Origin of the sequence: Azospira sp. I09 (assembly GCF_009177135.1) — a bacterium.
Taxonomy (GTDB): Bacteria; Pseudomonadota; Gammaproteobacteria; order Burkholderiales; family Rhodocyclaceae; genus Azospira; species Azospira oryzae.
The window spans coordinates 1,646,871-1,665,665 of record NZ_AP021844.1 but is presented as its reverse complement, the minus strand read 5'-3'; the positions used below and the strand labels follow the sequence as shown (position 1 = coordinate 1,665,665).

14 protein-coding genes are annotated in these 18,795 nt (G+C 64.3%); all 14 read left to right on the top strand.

Features of this window, described 5'->3' with window-relative positions:
• The first annotated feature begins 180 nt into the window (after positions 1–180).
• The 14 genes from AZSP09_RS07680 to AZSP09_RS07615 all read left to right on the top strand — a co-directional run bounded on the left by AZSP09_RS07680 (position 181) and on the right by AZSP09_RS07615 (position 18,476).
• Entirely contained in the window at positions 181–1,215 is a 1,035-nt protein-coding gene (locus AZSP09_RS07680) for an efflux RND transporter periplasmic adaptor subunit (protein ID WP_232058867.1), read from the top strand.
• A gap of 82 nt (positions 1,216–1,297) precedes the next feature.
• The gene (locus AZSP09_RS07675) at positions 1,298–2,572 is read left to right on the top strand and encodes an NAD(P)/FAD-dependent oxidoreductase (RefSeq protein ID WP_014238450.1); all 1,275 of its coding nucleotides are present in this window, start codon (positions 1,298–1,300) and stop codon (positions 2,570–2,572) included.
• Positions 2,573–2,598: 26 nt separating this feature from the next.
• Entirely contained in the window at positions 2,599–5,850 is a 3,252-nt protein-coding gene (locus tag AZSP09_RS07670) for an efflux RND transporter permease subunit (RefSeq protein WP_152089663.1), read from the top strand.
• Positions 5,847–6,056, top strand: coding sequence for a YgaP family membrane protein (locus AZSP09_RS07665; RefSeq protein WP_014238448.1), 210 nt, complete (start codon positions 5,847–5,849; stop codon positions 6,054–6,056). The genes AZSP09_RS07670 and AZSP09_RS07665 overlap by 4 nt, the downstream gene beginning before the upstream one ends.
• A gap of 127 nt (positions 6,057–6,183) precedes the next feature.
• Positions 6,184–7,833 (top strand): methyl-accepting chemotaxis protein, encoded by a 1,650-nt coding sequence (locus AZSP09_RS07660; RefSeq protein ID WP_152089662.1) that lies wholly within the window; start codon positions 6,184–6,186, stop codon positions 7,831–7,833.
• 145 nt (positions 7,834–7,978) lie between these two features.
• Positions 7,979–8,878, top strand: coding sequence for an NAD(P)-dependent oxidoreductase (locus tag AZSP09_RS07655; RefSeq protein WP_130459013.1), 900 nt, complete (start codon positions 7,979–7,981; stop codon positions 8,876–8,878).
• 13 nt (positions 8,879–8,891) lie between these two features.
• Positions 8,892–11,924 (top strand): sensor domain-containing diguanylate cyclase, encoded by a 3,033-nt coding sequence (locus AZSP09_RS07650; protein WP_152089661.1) that lies wholly within the window; start codon positions 8,892–8,894, stop codon positions 11,922–11,924.
• The gene (locus AZSP09_RS07645; protein WP_152089660.1) at positions 11,921–12,811 is read left to right on the top strand and encodes an NAD(P)-dependent oxidoreductase; all 891 of its coding nucleotides are present in this window, start codon (positions 11,921–11,923) and stop codon (positions 12,809–12,811) included. The genes AZSP09_RS07650 and AZSP09_RS07645 overlap by 4 nt, the downstream gene beginning before the upstream one ends.
• A gap of 636 nt (positions 12,812–13,447) precedes the next feature.
• A complete protein-coding gene (locus tag AZSP09_RS07640; RefSeq protein ID WP_152089232.1) occupies positions 13,448–14,461 on the top strand; it encodes an IS110 family transposase in 1,014 nt (337 codons plus the stop codon).
• A gap of 287 nt (positions 14,462–14,748) precedes the next feature.
• Complete coding sequence (locus tag AZSP09_RS07635; protein WP_152089659.1) at positions 14,749–15,246, top strand: GNAT family N-acetyltransferase; 498 nt, start codon at positions 14,749–14,751, stop codon at positions 15,244–15,246.
• A gap of 185 nt (positions 15,247–15,431) precedes the next feature.
• Positions 15,432–16,448, top strand: coding sequence for an SIR2 family protein (locus AZSP09_RS07630; RefSeq protein WP_172974718.1), 1,017 nt, complete (start codon positions 15,432–15,434; stop codon positions 16,446–16,448).
• 74 nt (positions 16,449–16,522) lie between these two features.
• Positions 16,523–17,377 (top strand): hypothetical protein, encoded by an 855-nt coding sequence (locus AZSP09_RS07625; protein ID WP_152089657.1) that lies wholly within the window; start codon positions 16,523–16,525, stop codon positions 17,375–17,377.
• Positions 17,378–17,473: 96 nt separating this feature from the next.
• Positions 17,474–18,007, top strand: coding sequence for a dihydrofolate reductase family protein (locus AZSP09_RS07620; protein ID WP_232058866.1), 534 nt, complete (start codon positions 17,474–17,476; stop codon positions 18,005–18,007).
• An 85-nt stretch (positions 18,008–18,092) separates the two neighbouring features.
• The gene (locus AZSP09_RS07615; RefSeq protein WP_197739069.1) at positions 18,093–18,476 is read left to right on the top strand and encodes a nuclear transport factor 2 family protein; all 384 of its coding nucleotides are present in this window, start codon (positions 18,093–18,095) and stop codon (positions 18,474–18,476) included.
• The last annotated feature ends 319 nt before the right edge of the window (positions 18,477–18,795 follow it).

Below are 18,795 nucleotides of genomic sequence, written 5' to 3'. Positions count from 1 at the left end.
TTTTCCCGGCCAGCCGGAAACGGCCATGACCGGTACTGCTGCCTGGAGATGCGCCATTCGTTGTCACGTGCCATGAGTGTCCCCGCGGCGGAACCGACATGGCGGGCGGGACGTTCCCCAAATGAGCCGAAAGCAATGCCCCGCTTGTCGATTCTCGAACATAAGTATATTCTTATATACATGAATACCTCATCCCTCTTCCTCCGTCGCTGCCTGAGCCTGGCCTTGTCGCTGGCGGTCGGGTCCGTCGTGGCTGCCGAAACGTCCCCGAGCGAGTTGCCGACCCGGGTGGTGCAGCCCCGGGAAGTGGCACTGACATTGCCGGCGGAAGGGGTGGTGGAAGCCCTCTCCCAGGCCGTGGTGGCGGCCCAGGTGGCCGGCCGGGTGACCGAGATGCGGGTCGATGCGGGGCAGGCGGTGAAGAAGGGCGAAGTCATGCTGCGCCTGGACGTGCGCGAGGCGGCCGAGACTGCCGCCGGGGCCCAGGCTGCCCTGGTCAATGCCCGGGCCCAGTACGAGCGCAGCCGCAGCCTGCGACAGCGGAATTTCATCAGCCAGTCGGCCCTGGACAAGGCCAAGGCCGACCTGGACCTGGCCATGGCCAATGCCGGAGCCTCCGGCGCCAGCCAGAGCCACGGCACCATCACGGCGCCCATCAGCGGCCTGGTGGCGCGGCGCCACATTGAGCTGGGGGAAATGGCGGCCCAGGGCCGTTCCCTGGTGACCCTCTATGACCCGGCGGGCTTGCGCGTGACGGTGGAAATTCCCCAGTACCGGCTGAAGGAACTGAAGGGCGGCAAGGATCTGCAGGGCCGCATCGAATTCCCGGAACTGCAGCGCCAGGTGGCGGCGGCCAAGGTGACCGTGCTGCCGGCGGCGGATGCCGCCACCCATACGGTCCAGGTGCGCCTCAACCTGCCCGGCGATGCCGCTTCCCTGCAGGATGTGCTGCCGGGCATGGCGGCCCGGGTCCATTTCGTTCTCGGCCGGGCGGTCAAGCTGACGGTGCCGGCCAGCGCCGTGGTGCGTCGCGGCGAGGTGGCCGGCCTCTATGTGCGCGACGGCCAGGGCCGTCTGTCCCTGCGCCAGCTGCGCCTGGGCCAGGCCGTCGGCGACGGCGAGGTGGAAGTGCTGGCGGGGCTTGCCGCCGGCGAGACCATCGTCCTCGATCCGGTCCGGGGCGGCATCGCCCTGAAGCAGGGCGCAGCCCGCTAGGCCTCTGCAGCACACGGCCCCAGTTTCCCCAGAAGCGGCAGAAGACCGCTCATCCACGCACCACGCCAACGGAGGAGACACCATGGCGCACATCATCATCATCGGCGCGGGCCTGGGCGGCATGCCCATGGCCTACGAAATGCGCGAACTGCTGCGCAACGGCGACAGGCTCACCGTCGTCTCCAATCAGTCCCGCTTCCATTTCGTGCCATCCAACCCCTGGGTGGCGGTGGACTGGCGCCAGCGCCAGGACATCGAGCTGGAACTGGCTCCCCTGCTGAGCCGCAAGGGCATCGCCCTGGTCCAGTGCGGCGCCCGCCGGGTGCATCCGGAGCGTAACCAGGTGGAGCTGGAGGACGGCAGCAGCCTGGACTACGATTTCCTCATCATCGCCACCGGCCCCCGTCTGGCCTTTGACGAGATCGAGGGCCTGGGGCCCCAGGGCCACACCCAGTCCATCTGCCACGTGGACCATGCCCAGCAGGCGGCCGAGAGCTGGAAAAGCTTCGTTGCCGCGCCCGGCCCGGTGGTGGTGGGGGCGGTGCAGGGCGCCTCCTGTTTCGGCCCGGCCTACGAATACGCTTTCATCATGGAAACGGACCTGCGCAAGCGCAAGATTCGGGACCGGGTGCCCATGACCTTCGTCACCTCCGAGCCCTACATCGGCCACCTGGGCCTGGGCGGCGTCGGCGACTCCAAGGGCATGATCGAGTCCATGTTCCGCCAGCGCCACATCAAGTGGATCTGCAACGCCAAGGTGAGCAGGGTGGAAGCCGGCAGGATGTTTGTGACCGAGCACGACGAGGAGGGCCAGCCGAAGAAGGAGCACGAGCTGCCCTTCAGCTATTCCATGATGCTGCCGGCCTTCAAGGGCGTGGAGGCGGTATTCGGCATCGAGGGCCTGACCAATCCCCGGGGCTTCGTCCTCATCGACGAGCACCAGCGCAACCCGCGCTACCCCAACATCTTCTCCGTCGGCGTCTGCGTCGCCATCCCCCCGGTGGAGGCGACGCCGGTGCCCACGGGCACGCCCAAGACCGGCTACATGATCGAGTCCATGGTCACCGCCACGGCCAAGAACATCCGCGCCGTGCTGGATGGGCGCGAGCCCACCGAGAAGGCCACCTGGAATGCGGTCTGTCTGGCCGATTTCGGCGACTCCGGCGCCGCCTTCGTGGCCCTGCCCCAGATTCCGCCGCGCAACGTCAGCTGGTTCTCCGAGGGCAAGTGGGTGCATCTGGCCAAGGTGGCCTTCGAGAAGTACTTCCTGCGCAAGATGAAAACGGGGGCCACCGAGCCGGTCTATGAAAAGATCGTCATGGAGGCCCTGGGCATCATGAAACTGAAAGGCAAATAGCCCGGTTCATCCGGGCCGACACAGACATGGGAATTTCCGGCCGTATTGCCCACACCTTCCAGGCGTCCCCCATGACGCCCCTGCTGGCCCTGGTGCTGCTGCTCCTCGGGTTGTTCGCCGTCATGGTGACGCCCCGGGAGGAGGAGCCCCAGATCGACGTCACCATGGCCAACGTGGTGGTGCCCTTCCCCGGGGCATCGAGCAAGGATGTGGAAAACCTGGTGGCCACCCCGGGCGAGCAGGTGCTCTCGCGCATGACCGGGGTGGACCATGTCTTTTCCGTCTCCCGCCCGGGCATGGCGGTGATCACGGTGCAGTTCGAGGTGGGGGTGAAGAACCAGGATGCCCTGGTGCGCCTCTACGACACCGTCCATTCCAACCGGGACTGGCTGCCGGCCAACCTGGGCGTCGGCGAACCCATCGTCAAGCCCAAGGGCATCGACGACGTGCCCATCGTCTCCCTCACCTTCTGGACCCGGGACAGCCGCCGCTCCGCCTTCGAACTGCAGCAGATCGCCCGCTCCGCCGAGGTGGAATTCAAGCACCTGGCCGGCACCCGGGACGTCACCACCCTGGGCGGGCCGGACCACGTGATCCGGGTCGCCATGGACGCCGAGCGCATGAATGCCTACGGCGTCACCGCCCAGGACCTGCGCGACGCCCTGCAGATCGCCAACAACGAGCAGCCTTCCGGCCGCCTGGTGGAGGGCGGGCGGGAAATGCTGGTACACACCGGCACCCTGATCGAATCGGCCCAGGACGTGAAGAACCTGGTGGTGGCCGTGCGCAGCGAAGGCAGCATCCGCAAGCCCGTGTTCCTGGCCGACGTGGCCACGGTGGAGGACGGCCCGGACCAGCCCAAGCGCTACGTCTGGTTCGGCGCCGGCCCGGCGGCGGCCCAGCGGGGCATCGCCGCGGGGGGCGAGGATGCTTCCCCGGACGGCACCTATCCGGCCGTCACCCTGGCCATTTCCAAGAAGCCCGGGGTCAATGCTGCGGACGTGGCCGACGCCGTCATCGCCCGGGCCGAGAGCCTCAAGGGCAGCCTCATCCCCGAGGGCGTGGAAGTCACCGTCACCCGCAACTACGGCGCCACCGCCACGGAGAAGGCCCAGAAGCTGATCGGCAAGCTGCTCTTCGCCACCGCCTTTGTCGTGCTGCTGGTGTTCTTCGCCCTGGGGCGGCGGGAGGCCCTCATCGTCGGCATCGCCGTCTCCCTGACCCTGGCCGCCACCCTGTTCGCCTCCTGGGCCTGGGGCTTCACCCTGAACCGGGTCAGCCTGTTCGCCCTTATCTTCTCCATTGGCATCCTGGTGGACGACGCCATCGTGGTGGTGGAGAACATCCACCGCTGGAAACTGCTGCATCCCGAGAAGACCCTGCTGGAGCTGATCCCCGGGGCGGTGGACGAGGTCGGCGGGCCCACCATCCTGGCCACCCTGACGGTGATCGCGGCCCTCCTGCCCATGGCCTTCGTCACCGGCCTGATGGGGCCCTACATGAGCCCCATCCCCATCAATTCCTCCCTCGGCATGGCCATCTCCCTGGCCGTGGCCTTCATCGTCACTCCCTGGCTGGCGGCCAAGCTGCTGGCCCATGGCGGCGGCCACGGGGCCGACGACGGCAAGGTGGCGGGCAAGCTGGACCGGCTCTTCCACAAGGTGCTGCCGCCCTTCCTCGACGAGCGCAGCGGCGCCGCCGCCCGCAAAAAGCTCTTTCTCGGGGTGCTGGCGGCCATCTTCCTTTCCGTCTCCCTGGCGGTGGTGAAGCTGGTGGTGCTGAAGATGCTGCCCTTCGACAACAAGAGCGAATTCCAGGTGGTGCTGGACATGCCCGTGGGCACGCCCCTGGAAGAGACCGCCCGGGTGCTGAAGGACATCGGCGCCGTGCTGCAGCAGGTGCCGGAGGTGACCGACTACCAGGCCTACGCCGGCACCGCCAGCCCCATCAATTTCAACGGCCTGGTGCGCCAGTACTACCTGCGCAGCGAGCCGGAGATGGGCGACATCCAGGTCAATCTGGTGGACAAGCACCACCGCTCCCGCCAGTCCCACGAGATCGCCGTGGCGGTGCGGGCCGAGATCGAGGCGGTGGCCCGCCGCGCCGGCGGCAACGCCAAGGTGGTGGAAGTGCCGCCGGGGCCGCCGGTGATGAGCCCCATCGTGGCCGAGATCTACGGGCCGGAAGAGGCCGGGCGCATCGCCGTGGCCAAGCAGGTGCGCGGTGTCTTCGAGAAAGCTCCGGACTTCACCAGCGTGGACGACTCGGTCCAGGCCGATGCGGAAAAGACCGTGCTGCGGGTGAACCAGACCAAGGCGGCCCAGCTTGGCGTGGCCCAGAAGGACATCGTCGAGGTGGTGCGCATGGGCCTGGCCGGCGAGGACGTGACTCCCGCCCACAACCAGGATTCCAAGTACGAGATTCCGGTGCGCATCACCCTCCCGGCCGAGGTGCAGAGCAGTCTGGATGCCCTGCTGCGGCTCAAGGTGCGGGCCCGTTCCGGCGCCCTGGTGCCGGTCTCCGAGGTGGTGGAGGTGCGCCGCCTGGCCCGGGAAAAGGCCATCTACCACAAGGACCTGCTGCCCGTGGTGTACGTCTATGGCGACATGGGCGGCGACCTGGATTCGCCCCTCTACGGCATGTTCGCCGCCCGGGGCGACATCGTCGGCATGAACCTGGACGGCCTCAAGGGCGCCGGCGGCACCCTGGCCGACACCTTCATCCGCCAGCCGGCGGACCCCTATGCCGGCTTCTCCCTCAAGTGGGACGGGGAATGGCAGATCACCTACGAGACCTTCCGCGACATGGGCGCCGCCTATGGCGTCGGCCTGATCCTCATCTACCTGCTGGTGGTGGCCCACTTCAAGAGCTATGTGACGCCGCTGATCATCATGGCGCCGATTCCCCTCACCATCATCGGCGTCATGCCCGGCCACGCCCTGCTGCGCTCCCAGTTCACCGCCACCTCCATGATCGGCATGATCGCCCTGGCCGGCATCATCGTGCGCAACTCCATCCTGCTGGTGGATTTCATCAAGGAGGAAACGGCCAAGGGCATGCCCTTCAAGGAGGCCATCGTCACCGCCGCCGCCGTGCGCGCCAAGCCGATCGCCCTGACCGCCCTGGCGGCGATGCTGGGTGCCCTGTTCATCCTCGACGACCCCATTTTCAACGGGCTGGCCATCAGCCTCATCTTCGGCATCCTGGTTTCCACCCTGCTGACCCTGGTGGTGATCCCGGTGCTCTACTACGCCACTTTCAAGGAGCAACAACCATGACCTCGGAACGTCTCATCCGCATCTTCGCCGGCAGCTTCGTGCTGCTGTCCCTGGCCCTGGGGGTGGAAGCCAGCCCCCTGTTCGTCAATGCCAATTTCCTCTGGTTCACCGCCTTCGTCGGCGCCAACCTGCTGCAGAGCGGTTTCACCCGTTTCTGCCCCCTGGAAATGATGCTGCTGAAGGCCGGTGTGAAGCGTGGCGGCTGACCTAGGGTTACTCCCAGGTTGCTGATTAATATCCGGTTTTTCTATATTTTCCGGAACCTCCGGGCCGTATGATGGTCCTTCGCTCAGGCCGGATCATTCGGTCCTGACAACGATTCGGGGGGATTCCATGAAAAATGCCAGCATCCGCTGGAAGCTTCTGCTTCTGGCCGCCGTTGCCGTACTCACCCTGGTGGTCATGGGCGGATTTTCCGCCCTGCAGAGCAGCCACCTCAACCGCCAGATGGTCGGGGCCCTCGACCGTCAGCAGACCTACCTGGAGGCGGTTAATACCGCCCGGGGCGTCCAGGTTGCCTTCAAGATCCAGGTGCAGGAATGGAAGAACATCCTGCTGCGGGGCAAGGACGCCCAGGCCTTCGACAAGCACCTGGCCGGCTTCGACAAGGAGGAGGCCCAGGTCATCGCCGGCCTGGAGAAGCTGGACGGCCTGGCCCGTCGCCTGGGCATTGCCGACCGGCTCAAGGTGGCCGAGGCGGGCAGCACCTTCGCCAAGCTGGGGCCGGCCTACCGGGCGGCGCTGAAATCCTACGAACGCACCGCTGGCGATCCGGCGGCGACGGTGGACAAGCTGGTGCGGGGCATCGACCGGGAGCCGACCCAGATGATCGACGGACTGGTGGCCCAGATCCAGTCGGCGGCCGCCGAGAACGGCGCCGCCGAGCAGGCCGCCGCCGCTGCCACCTACCGCACCATGCTGCTCTGGCTGGGGGCCTTCCTGGCCCTGGCGCTGGCGCTGCTGGCCGCTCTTTCCTTCTACCTGATCCGGGCCATCACCGGGCCGGTGCAACTGCTGGAGGGCACCATCACCCGCATCGCCGCCACCGGCGACCTGACCCAGCGGGTGGGCATCGACCAGCGCGACGAAATCGGCCGCATGGCGTCCGCCTTCAACGACATGATGGGCAAGATGCACTCCCTGGTGGGGCAGGTGGCGGTCTCGGTCCAGACCGTGGACCACACCGCCGGCGAACTGGCCCACACTTCCGGGCTGCTCAACGACGCCTCCCATGCCCAGTCCGAGTCCGTGGCCAGCAACGCCGCCGCCATCGAGGAGCTGACGGTGGCCATCGCCACCGTGGCCGAAGTGGCCGGCGACGTCCATGGCCAGTCCCAGGAAAGCGTCAGCTCCACCAACGCCGGCAGCCAGCAGGTGAGCGAGCTGGTGGCCGAGATTCACCGCATCCGCGACACGGTGGATGACGTGGCCCGGGTGGTGGAGGACTTCGTGCACAGCACCAGCGCCATCACCCACATGACCCAGGAAGTGCGGGAGATCGCCGACCAGACCAACCTGCTGGCCCTGAATGCCGCCATCGAGGCGGCCCGGGCCGGCGAGGCGGGCCGGGGCTTCGCCGTGGTGGCCGACGAGGTGCGCAAGCTGGCGGAAAAATCCGGCGGCTCCGCCTCCGAGATCGCCCGCCTGGCCAGCGCCATCGTCAGTCAGACCGACCAGGTGCGGGCGGCGGTGGGGGCCGGGCTGCAATCCATCGAAGCCAGCGCCGGCCTGGCCGGCGGCGTCGAGGGCACCCTGGAGCAGGCCCGGGGCAAGGTGGAGCAGGCCAGCCGCGGGGTCGATGAAATTGTCCTCTCGGTGCGGGAGCAGCAGGTGGCCAGCACGGAAATCGCCCAGAACATGGAGCGCATTTCCTCCTCGGCGGAAGAGGCCAGCGAAGTGGCCGGGCAGATGAGCCAGTCCGCCGTGCAACTGCGTTCCGCCGCCGGTGGGTTGAGTACGGCCATCGCCGGCTTCCGCGTCTAACCCCCGTCGTGCAGGAAATATGCAAAAGCGCCCGCCCGGGCGCTTTTTTTCATGCCGCGAGGGGGTTAAACTAACTATGACTTTAGTATGAAGATGCCGCCCGGCAGAGGCGGCCGGAACGACATCAATCACCAGAGGAAACAGTATGGAAATCGGCTTCATCGGTCTTGGCATCATGGGCCGCCCCATGGCTCTCAACCTGCTCAAGGGCGGCCACGGCGTCCATGTCTGGGCGCGCCGGCCCGAATCCATGGCGCCTCTGCTGGAGGCCGGCGCCGTCGGCTGCAGCAGCCCGGCGGCCGTAGCCGGCCAGGTCGAAGTGGTCATTTCCATGGTGGCCGATGCCCCCGACGTGGCGCAGGTGATGCTGGGTCCCGACGGCGTTGCCGCCGGCGCCGAGGGGGCCGGCAAGCACGGTCTGGTGGCGGTGGACATGAGCACCATCGCTCCCGCCGCGGCCCGCGACCTGGCCGCCAGGCTGCAGGCCCGGGGCGTGGACTTCGTCGATGCCCCGGTCTCCGGCGGCGAAGTGGGGGCCATTGCCGGCAGCCTTTCCATCATGGCCGGCGGTTCCGCCGAAGCCTTTGCCAAGGCCCTGCCGGCCTTCCTCTGCCTGGGCCAGAACGTGGTCCACGTGGGCGCCGCCGGCGCCGGCCAGGTGGCCAAGGCCTGCAACCAGATCGTCACCGGCATGGGCGTGCTGGCGGTGGCCGAAGCCTTCAACTTCGCCCGCCAGGCCGGGGTGGACCCGGCCAAGGTGCGCGAGGCCCTGCTTGGCGGCTTCGCCTACAGCCGCATCCTGGAGAACCACGGCCAGCGCATGCTGGAGCGCAACTTCAAGCCCGGCTTCAAATCCTGGATGCACCAGAAGGACCTCAACATCGTCATGCAGAGCGCCCATGAACTGGGCCTGTGCCTGCCTGGCGCCGCCGCCACGGCCCAGATGTTCAACGCCATGGTCGGCTCCGGCCTGGGGGAGGAGGATTCGGTGGCGGTGCTGAAACTGCTGGAGCGCCTTTCCGGCCGGACCGACGGGGCCGACTGAGAACCCGCCGGCCATGCCCAAACTCTTGTTCCCGGGGCGCCGCTGGCCCGTCGCGCTGCTGCTCATGGTGGCGGCGGCCCTGGCCCTGATCTGGACCTTCCTGCTGCGGGAAAACCGCCTCTTCGCCGAGGAGCGGCAGCAGCGCTTCGAGGCGGAGCGCCGGGTGGTGGCCGACCTGGTGGCGGAAAACCTGCTGCGCCAGCTGCAGCGCCTGGACGACGTGCTCCTGCTCCTGCGCAGCGAATACGTGGCCGAGCGCAAGTCAGTCGACACCACCATCGCCCTGCTGCGCCAGGGTTCCCTGCAGGAGCTGGGGGCCCGGGTCACCGTCATCGACCGAGACGGCTACGTCGCCACCTCCGATGCCCCCCGCCGTCCCGGCGAGCGGGTCTATCTGGGGGACCGGGACAACTACATCCATTTCTCCAGTGGCGGCCGCGACAGCCTCTACATCAGCGGGCCGGTCCAGGGGCGCATGACCGGGGCGCCGGGGGTGCAGCTGTCCCGCCCCATCTTCGATGCCCGGGGCCAGTTTGCCGGGGTCGTCGCCTTCTTCATGGAGCCGCGCCAGCTCACCGCCTTCGTCCAGCACCAGGACCTGGGGCCGGACGGGGTGCTGACCCTGTATTCCGCTGCCGGCAAGGTCCTGGGCCGCTCCCGGGAAATGGAAAAGCACCTGGGCAAGCAGCTCAGCGACGAGTTGTTCGGCCCCTTCAAGAAAAGCTCCCACGGCCTGGTCACCCGGGTTTCGGCCCTGGACGGCATCACCCGCACCGTCGCCTACCGCTGGCTGGACCGCTATCCCATGCTGGTGATGGTGGCCGTGTCGCCCCGGGGCCTGGAGGAGGAACTGCTGGCCCAGCGCAACGCCAACCTGCGCAAGGGCATGCTGCTGTCCCTGCTGGTGCTGCTGTGCGGCGGTGCCGTCGCCTTCTACCAGCTGCGCCGGGACCGGCTCGAAACCATGCTGGCCCGGGAGCGGGGCCATTTCATCGAAGCCCAGCGGGTGGCCAACCTGGGCAGCTGGGAGCGGGACATTCCGGGCAACCAGGTGTGGTGGTCCGACGAGACCTACCGCATCCTGGGCTATCTGCCGGAGAGCCAGAAGCCCTCCCTGCAGGCCTTCCTGGCCCGGGTCAATCCCCGGGACCGCAAGCGCATCGAGGTCAACTTCGCCCAGGTGCGGGAGCAGGGCGGTTCCCTCGACATCGCCTGCCGCCTGCTGCTGCCGGGCAATGTGGAGCGCTACGTGCACCTGGGCGGTCGCGCCGAGCGGGACGGCAGCGGCCGTCCCAGCCGCCTTACCGGCACCCTGCAGGACGTCACCGACTACATGAACATGCAACAGGCCCTGGCCGATGCGGAGGAGCGCTGGAAGTTCGCCCTGGACGGGGCCGACGCCGGGGTCTGGGACTGGTTCGTGGCGGACAACCGGGCCTATTTCTCGCCGCGCTGGAAGGCCATCCTGGGCTACCGGGACGAGGAACTGCCGAGCCGCCACGAGGAGTGGCTGGAGCGCCTGCATCCGGACGACCGGGAACGGGCCATGGCCGCCGTCACCGACCATTTCGCCGGGCGCACGCCGGTGTACGAGATGGAATTCCGCCTGCGCCACAAGGACGGCAACTATCGCTGGGTGCTGAGCCGGGGCAAAGTCTGCGCCCGGGACCCGGAGGGCCGGCCCCTGCGCATGCTCGGCATCATCTCCGACATCTCGGCGCGCAAGCAGGCCGAACTGGACCTGGCCCGCAGCGAAGCCATGCAGCGTTCCCTGGTCTCGGCCATGGCCGAGGGCGTGGTGGTGCAGGACCAGGCAGGCAAGATCATTTCCGCCAACGCCTCGGCCCGGCGCATCCTGCGCATCGGCGAGAACCTGGTGGGCCTGGATTCCACCGACCCGGAATGGCAGGCGGTGCGGGAGGACAGCAGCCCCTTCCCCGGCCGCGACCATCCGGCCATGGTCACCCTGCGCACCGGCGTCTCCTGCGACAACATCATCATGGGCCTGCACCGGCCCGACGCCGGCCTCGTCTGGCTCAGCGTGAACAGCCGACCCCTCAACTTCGCCGACGAGCGGCAGCCCTTCGCCGTCGTCACCTCCTTCGCCGACATCACCGAGATAAAGGCGGCGGAACTCTCCAGCCGCATCTACCGGGACGTGCTGGAGCGGGCCGGCCGGGCCATTCTCATCACCGACGGCGACGGCACCATCAACAACGTGAACTCCGCCTTCGTCAGCCTCCTCGGTTACAGCCGGGAGGAGTGCCTGGGCCGGCGCACCGGCTTCTTCCGCTCCAACCGCCACAGCCCGGAATTCTTCTCCCGCATGTGGCAGGCCCTGAAGACCCGGGGCGAGTGGCGCGGCGAAATCTGGAACCGGCGCAAGACCGGCGAAGCCATCCTGGTGGAGCTGGACATCCGCTCCGTCACCGACGCCCAGGGCGGGGTGCGCCAGTTCGTCGCTGTGTACCAGGACGTCACCGAACTGCGCCGCAGCCAAGAGGAAATGTGGCGCCTGGCCCACCATGACCCCCTTACCGGCCTGCCCAACCGCTCCCTCTTCCTCGAGCGCCTGGATCAGGCCCTGGCCCACGCCCGGCGCCAGGGCGAGCGGCTGGGCCTGCTCTACATGGACCTGGACGGCTTCAAGAGCGTCAATGACACCTACGGCCACCAGGCCGGCGACACGGTGCTGCAGGAGGTGGGGTGCCGCCTGCAGAATGCCGTGCGCACCAGCGACACGGTGGCCCGCCTGGCCGGCGACGAATTCGCCGTACTCCTCGCCCACCTCTCCGTCGAGGACGATCTGGAGCGGGTGATGGGCGAGATCGAAAACGCCGTCGCCCGCCCGGTGATGTGGCAGGGCCAGGAACTGCGGGTCGGCGTTTCCATCGGCAGCGCCGTCTTCCCCGACCAGGCCGACGTGGCCGAATCCCTCATCGGCGCCGCCGACCAGGCCATGTACCTGGCCAAGCAGCAGCACCGCCAGGCCGCCGGCCCCGGCGGCGCCCCATCCCCATCCCCTCAATCACTGCATTCCACATGACCGCCAGCTCCTCCGCCAAACCCGCCGTCGGCTTCATCGGCCTCGGCGTCATGGGCCGCCCCATGGCCGGCCACCTGCTCGACGCCGGCTATCCCCTCACCGTGTGGGGCCGCCGTCCCGCCAGTACTGAGCCCCTGGCCGAAATGGGCGCCGCCGTCGCCGCCACCCCGGCCGAGGTCGGGCGCCGGGCCGAGATCGTGTTCACCGTGGTCACCAGCGGCAGCGACGTCAAAAGCGTGGTCCTCGGCGAAGCCGGCCTCATCGAAGGCCTGGCCCCCGGCAGCGTGGTGGTGGACATGAGCACCATCGCCCCCGGCGATGCCCGGGAGATCGCCGCCGCCCTGGCCGCCCGGGGCATCCATTTCCTCGACGCCCCCGTTTCCGGCGGCGAGCAGGGCGCCATCCACGCCACCCTGGCCATCATGGCCGGCGGCGACGCCGCCGTACTGGAGCGGGTGCGGCCCCTGCTGCTGCGCCTGGGCAAAACCGTGGTGCACATCGGCGACAACGGCGCCGGCCAGGTGGCCAAGGCCTGCAACCAGATGATCATGGTGGCCGCCATCCAGGCCTGCGCCGAAGCCATGCACCTGGCCGCCGCCAGCGGCGTGGACACCTCCCGCCTGCGGGAAGCCCTGCTCGGCGGCTCCGCCGGCAGCCGGGTGCTGGAGGTGATGGGCGAGCGCATGGCGGAGCGGGACTTCGCCGCCGGCATCGAGGCCCGGCTGCACCACAAGGATTTCGGCATCCTCCTGGCCGAGGCCCACGCCCTGGGTGCGCCCCTGCCGGTGGCGGCCCAGGTGGGTCAGCAACTCAACGCCCTGATGGGGCAGGGCATGGGCAAGGACGACACCTCCTCCCTGCTGCGGGTGCTGGAGGGGAAGGGCTAGTCTCGACGGTGTTGATCTGATCCGGGCATCGGCCCGGGAGGCAATGGGGACGGGCGTTTTCACCGGGGTATGGTGGGGATGGCCGTCTTTTTTGTTTGGTGGCGGGGTGGGGGTTTGGCTTTGTTACTGGGGGATTGGTTGGGCGTGGTTTGTTGATTTTGCGGCTGGGTTCCGCGCCGCCGCGCGTGTTCCTTTTCTTGCTTCCCCAAGAAAAGGAACCAAAAGAAGGGGAACCCTCACCCCCGGCCCTGCGGGCTCCCCTGCGCTGCTCAGTCGAGCGGGGCGGCTGCGGAACTCGGTCCCTGCGGGACCTCAAACAGTCCTCGCCGAAAGCCCCCCGCCCGCCTTGCGCTGCTCGGCGGGGGTGGAAGGGGATGGGAAACCGGTTGCGTAGCGAACGCGGTCGCACCGGTTGGGAGGGGGGAGTTGATTGGAATATGCAATTCGCAACTTCGGGTTGCGATTCTGGCATCCTGTCGGTAAGTTTGAGGCTGTCCGGTGTTCCAGGATATTGGACAGTCCCATTTCTATTGGCCACTTTTGTCGTCTACTAATGAAATGGACTCCCCCACCCGCCCAGCGGGACACTGAAGGCATTGCAGCCAAAGTGCTGTGAGCTCGTGAAGGAGGTGTGCCATGAAGGTTGCTCGCGTTGGTCTGGATATCGCCAAGACAGTTTTCCAGGTCCATGGCGTGGATATGCAGGGCAAGACAGTGCTCAAGAAGACGCTTTCCCGCGGAGAAGTTCTCGCCTTTTTTGCCAATACGCCGGCCAGCCTGATTGGCATCGAGGCCTGTGCGGGGGCCCATTACTGGGCGCGTGAATTGATCAAACAGGGCCACGATGCCCGTCTGATGGCCGCCCAGTTCGTATCTCCCTACCGCAAGAGTGGCAAGAACGACGCCAACGATGCCGAAGCAATCTGTGAAGCCGTAGGTCGGCCGAACATGCGCTTTGTACCGGTCAAGTCGGAAGAGGCCCAAGCGGTGCTCGCCGTCCATCGGGTTCGAGCCCTGACTGTCTCTGAGCGAACCGCGCTGGTCAATCAAGTGCGTGGGCTATTGGGTGAATTCGGGATTGTGATCGGACAAGGTATCGCCCAGGCACGGCGACTGCTGGGCGAGATTGGCGCCGGTGGTCGTCAACTGCCACCCCTGGCCCGGGAAACCATTGGCGACCTGCACGACCGCCTACGCACACTCGACGAAAGAATTCTGGCTTACGATCGCAAGATATCGGCCTTGGCCAAGGCTTGCGAACCGGCGCGTCGGCTGATGGCCATTGAGGGCGTGGGCCCGGTGACTGCGACCGCGCTGGTCGCCAGCGTCGGCAATGCCAGCACCTTCAAGAGTGGCCGACAGTTTGCCGCCTGGCTGGGGCTGACGCCCCGGCAAAATTCCAGCGGCGGCAAGACGAAACTCGGTTCCATCAGCAAACGGGGCGATGTCACCCTGCGCACCTTGCTGATACACGGTACCCGCTCGGTATTGCGACTGACGACAGGCAGAACGGATCGAAAGAGCGTCTGGGCAGAAGCCCTCAAAGAGCGCAGTTGTACGAACGTGGCCGCGGTTGCACTGGCTGCCAAAAATGCACGTATCATTTGGGCAATGCTATCCCGTGGTACTGAATACCAGGTGGCAAGCTAAGGCTTGCTTTGATCCACCGATTGATCAGAACGATTCCCGCCTGAAGATTGCGAGCGAAATGAGTTGATGGGACAACGGTGCAGACCGACGTGGAACCAGCCTGATAACGTGTTTGGCCGCATCCAGGCCGCTCTACTAATGAGGCTTCCACGGAGCGAATGTCATCAGGGCCGATACCGACGGGTATCAAAGTAGGCCGGATAGATTCCTGCAGGCTGTTACCAAAGAACCAACCACTTGTTTCTTACTTGCAAATCGGGGGAGTCCATAGATACTAGTTAGAGCTTATGGTTGCACTGCTGGCTTGTATGCAAATGGGGCCCATATCTATAACCCCTTTGGAAATTGAAGACACCAAAGCTATCGCCCATCTTGGAAGACACCCCGAGGTGTTTCAATACATTCCTGAAATCAAGCAACCTTTCGACGCAGAGACTTGGTGTAAAAACGCGATCGACAATGGTTGTAACCACATCAGACATTTGATTAAAGTCGGGCCCCAACGAACCCCTGTGGGTTATGTGCAAATATGCCGCCGCCTTAATATGGACCTGGAGCTGGGTTACTGGATCGGCAAAGAATATTGGGGCCATGGAATAGCTTCTGCCGCTGCATCGCTTGCTCTGGTTTTGTTTGTGAGCGCAGGTGGTAGCCCAAAAGTATTTGCGGCAACAAAACCCGATAATCCGGCATCTCGTCGCGTATTGGAAAAGTTAGGATTTCTTGAAAGCTCTGAGAGCCAGCCCCCAGAGGGCATGATTGACCACTTATGGAGCCCCGCGTGATTAAGTGCTCTAACCTCTCGGTCAAGCGGGACCGTCTTCCGGCATGCCGCCTCCAGCCGGCCCCTTACCTCCAACGTTAGGGCGCAACAATGCCGCTTGTTAAACATAAGCCGTTTGATGGTCTCGATAGACGCTTCCGAGGTAATCTCGCTAGATCTGCATGGTCGCTCTGCGTCGGTGCTGGAGTGTCGTTCGGGCTGGTTCCCACTTGGCAGGAACTCACGAGGCGCGTAGTAAACGAATCGTTTGGGAGTGCGTACGACGATGCAGGGTTCGAGGATCTGGTAAAAGCGACCCGTTGGAGTTTGGATGCCCTGTTACAGGGAGCGGCAAACAACCTTACCCTCACGGGCAAGCCTGACGAGGCCTTTGGCGAACTCCTCGAGTCTGAGCTGTACTCGGACTTGCTGACGCAAGCGGATGCCGGAGGGTTGAAAGAGTGTCTGAGTGACGCACTAAACAATCCGCGTTGGCTGAGGAAAGAGGAAATACTCCAGCTAACAGACTTTTTCGAGAAGTCTCACGGAGGAAGTACTCTAGTGAACCTGTCTCGGTCGCTCGCTGAGGCGAAAGAAGCGAAAAAAGGCCCGCAGGCGATCATTAACTTTAACGCCGACACGCTTCTCTTTGCATTGCTCGACCTATTCCTTATCCGCGCACACGCGGCCAAGGTCGGGAAGTGGGAACACCCTTCCTTTGCTTTCGTTCGAACGCTGCGTGGCATTGATGGTCTCCCCGCTGGTGCGACCCCTATCTTCCACTGCCATGGAGCCGTTTCTCCTTCACCAAGCGGTCGGCTGACGAAGGCGAAACGTCGCGACGCCAGAGAGCACCTCGTCTTTACCGAGGCAGACTATCTAAACATTGCGGGGAATGTTGCGACTTGGGCTCAATCGCTGTTTTTGTTTCATGCCCAGAGCTCGAGGCTCCTGATCGTCGGACACTCGCTCTCCGATCCGAACATTCGCAAGTGGCTTGCTTGGAGCCTCCGCAGTTCGCTGGAGGAAATGGCAGCAGTGAGTACTGCAAGCGAGTTCACGGCCCGTCATATCTGGGTGGCCAGGCGGCCCAAGGAAACTGACCAGCGTCGGATTCAGGAGATTTCATTGCTTCACTTGGGTGTCCGCGTGTGCTGGGTGGATGACTGGGGGCAGATCGGTGACGTGTTCGACAACTTGCTGGCGCTGAAGAGTGCGCCCTAACCCATCATTTCAGCGGACTGCCTGCGGCAGCCGCTAAATTCAAACGTTATGCGGTTCCCAAGAGGTATTGCTGAATGTCGCGACTTAAATCAGCAGTTCAGGCGGTGAAGGAAAATGTATTTCTTGTTGTCTTGTTCCTCTTCCTAATAGCCAGCGCTCTGATTGTTCAAGAATGCTGCGGCGCCTATGGCGCATCTCTCGGGCCGAACCTCTTGTCCGAATTCATTGGTGCCGCCATAACCGTATATGGCATCGACTTTCTAATCCGACGTCGCGAAGAGAAACGGCTATTGCCGGTAAGGGCAGCTTCATACGAAGACGTAAGAATAATGGCGCACTGGGCTCTCAATCTTTGGAAGGCTGCTTATGAGAAATCGGTGGGAAATGCCGACCCAACCAGTTGGCGCCAGCTGTTATCTGACGAATTCGTCCAGCGAGTGATGATAAGTCTTGATATAGCAAGACCAGCCAACATACTTCCCCCAGCTCCTTGGGGAAACTACGTTGACCATGAGATGCAGAGAATCCACCAATGGGCCGAAAAAATTTTGGAGAGACACAGCAGTGCTTTAGACCCGGAAATTCATCGTGCGGTCTATTCCATTATTTACTACAAGCACCATAGCATCGCCAACCTACAGCAACATGATCGCCGAGACAGAATACCCAGACCAACCAATCTCGGTAGCTACATGCCTGTCATCCGAGAGTGGTTTGACGCGGTTATTGAACTTCACGAATGGACTATCAAGATGCACGAGTATTTGGTGGGTAAAGGCATTACCCGTATTCACGCTCCATATCATTTCGTAACGCTGGCCGTTACTGATGCTCCCGACGCGAGGCTTTGTCCAGAGGACCTAACGCAACAGGCCCAGTTATTTCAATCGTGGCAACAGCGACAGGCCAATGCGCGTCCAGCCGCATAACCTGGCAGTCCAGCGGACCTGCGCGAAACGCCGCACAGGCTGCTCAGTTCCACGTTATGTGTCTCTAAGGAATTTGCAATGGTAGCTAGGTGTTCAGTGTTTATCGCCACAAGTCTTGACGGCTTTATCGCCCGTAGCGATGGGAGCATTGATTGGCTGAACGAGGCAAACAAGTCCGTAATACCCGGAGAAGATTGCGGCTACGGTAAGTTCATGGCCGATGTCGATGCTTTGGTTATGGGTCGAAACACCTTCGAACAGGTGCTCACCTTTGAGTCCTGGCCGTATGGTTCGACTCCCGTAGTCGTCTTGAGCCACCGAGAAATTTCTTTGTCGCCCAGTCTTCCGAAAAGTGTCTCCGTATCAAATAAAACGCCGACTGAATTGGTGGCGTCGCTGACTGAACGGGGGGCTAGGAAGATTTATGTTGATGGTGGTCTCACGATCCAGAGCTTCTTTGCAGCAGGTCTGATCGACGACATCACCATTACTGTCATCCCTGTCTTGCTTGGTACGGGGAAGCCGCTATTTGGGCCACTTCAAACTGATTTACACCTTGTGCACGAAGGCACCACAGCTTTCGAGTTTGGCTTTGTGCAGAGCCGATATCGCGTCTTCCGCAACACATAGTCTTTCAGTCGAGGGGACGCTGCCCGATGAAGCAGCGCCACCCTCATCACTTCACCGGTATGCAGCCTTTCACGGAGATCGCCAATTGAGTCCCACTGAGATTCGCGCCCTCGTCGACCACTACATCGACGCCTACAACCGCCAGGATGTGGACGACATGCTCAATGGCCTTCACCCGCGGGTGGAATTCAAGAACATTTCTGCCGGTGTAGTGAACGCCAGTACAAATGGAATCGCAGAACTTAAAGCCCTTGCGCTGCAGTCGCTATCGCTGTTCTCGGAAAGGCATCAGAGAATCGAGTCCTTCGAGATTGAAGGCGGTGTCGCGGTTGTCACCATCGCTTTTCGCGCCGTCGTTGCCGCCGATCTGCCGAACGGCCTAAAGAAGGGGCAGGTTCTGAACCTTTCTGGCCGCTCGGAATTTGAGTTCCGGGACGGCGCAATCTCCAAAATCACTGACATCAGTTGAATGCTCCATACGGCTAACCCGGGCTCAACCGGACCTGCGGGAATGGCTGCGCAGGCCAATCCCGCCCTGTGCGGCGCCGAGCAACGGAGCTTGCGGCGGGAAAAGGGCGAGCACTGTCTGAGGCCGTAGGCCGAGTTGCGCAGCCCCCGCCGGAGGCGAGTAGCGCAGGGGACCCCGCAGGGGCGCCAAACCGGGCTCGCCTTTTCTTTGGTTACTCTTCTTTTGGCGAAGCAAAAGAGAGTAACCCGCGCGTCAGGCGCGGAACACAGCGGTCGCTAAACCCACCACGCCCGAAGACTCAGACCGGCAACCACGCGCC

What these genes read in the sequence shown, in the direction of transcription:
- AZSP09_RS07660 (WP_152089662.1), top strand. Translation starts at nt 6,184, where the DNA reads ATGAAAAATGCCAGCATCCGCTGGAAGCTTCTGCTTCTGGCCGCCGTT.
- AZSP09_RS07655 (WP_130459013.1), top strand. Translation starts at nt 7,979, where the DNA reads ATGGAAATCGGCTTCATCGGTCTTGGCATCATGGGCCGCCCCATGGCT.
- AZSP09_RS07635 (WP_152089659.1), top strand. Translation starts at nt 14,749, where the DNA reads ATGGTTGCACTGCTGGCTTGTATGCAAATGGGGCCCATATCTATAACC.
- AZSP09_RS07680 (WP_232058867.1), top strand. Translation starts at nt 181, where the DNA reads ATGAATACCTCATCCCTCTTCCTCCGTCGCTGCCTGAGCCTGGCCTTG.
- AZSP09_RS07625 (WP_152089657.1), top strand. Translation starts at nt 16,523, where the DNA reads ATGTCGCGACTTAAATCAGCAGTTCAGGCGGTGAAGGAAAATGTATTT.
- AZSP09_RS07665 (WP_014238448.1), top strand. Translation starts at nt 5,847, where the DNA reads ATGACCTCGGAACGTCTCATCCGCATCTTCGCCGGCAGCTTCGTGCTG.
- AZSP09_RS07675 (WP_014238450.1), top strand. Translation starts at nt 1,298, where the DNA reads ATGGCGCACATCATCATCATCGGCGCGGGCCTGGGCGGCATGCCCATG.
- AZSP09_RS07640 (WP_152089232.1), top strand. Translation starts at nt 13,448, where the DNA reads ATGAAGGTTGCTCGCGTTGGTCTGGATATCGCCAAGACAGTTTTCCAG.
- AZSP09_RS07670 (WP_152089663.1), top strand. Translation starts at nt 2,599, where the DNA reads ATGGGAATTTCCGGCCGTATTGCCCACACCTTCCAGGCGTCCCCCATG.
- AZSP09_RS07650 (WP_152089661.1), top strand. Translation starts at nt 8,892, where the DNA reads ATGCCCAAACTCTTGTTCCCGGGGCGCCGCTGGCCCGTCGCGCTGCTG.
- AZSP09_RS07645 (WP_152089660.1), top strand. Translation starts at nt 11,921, where the DNA reads ATGACCGCCAGCTCCTCCGCCAAACCCGCCGTCGGCTTCATCGGCCTC.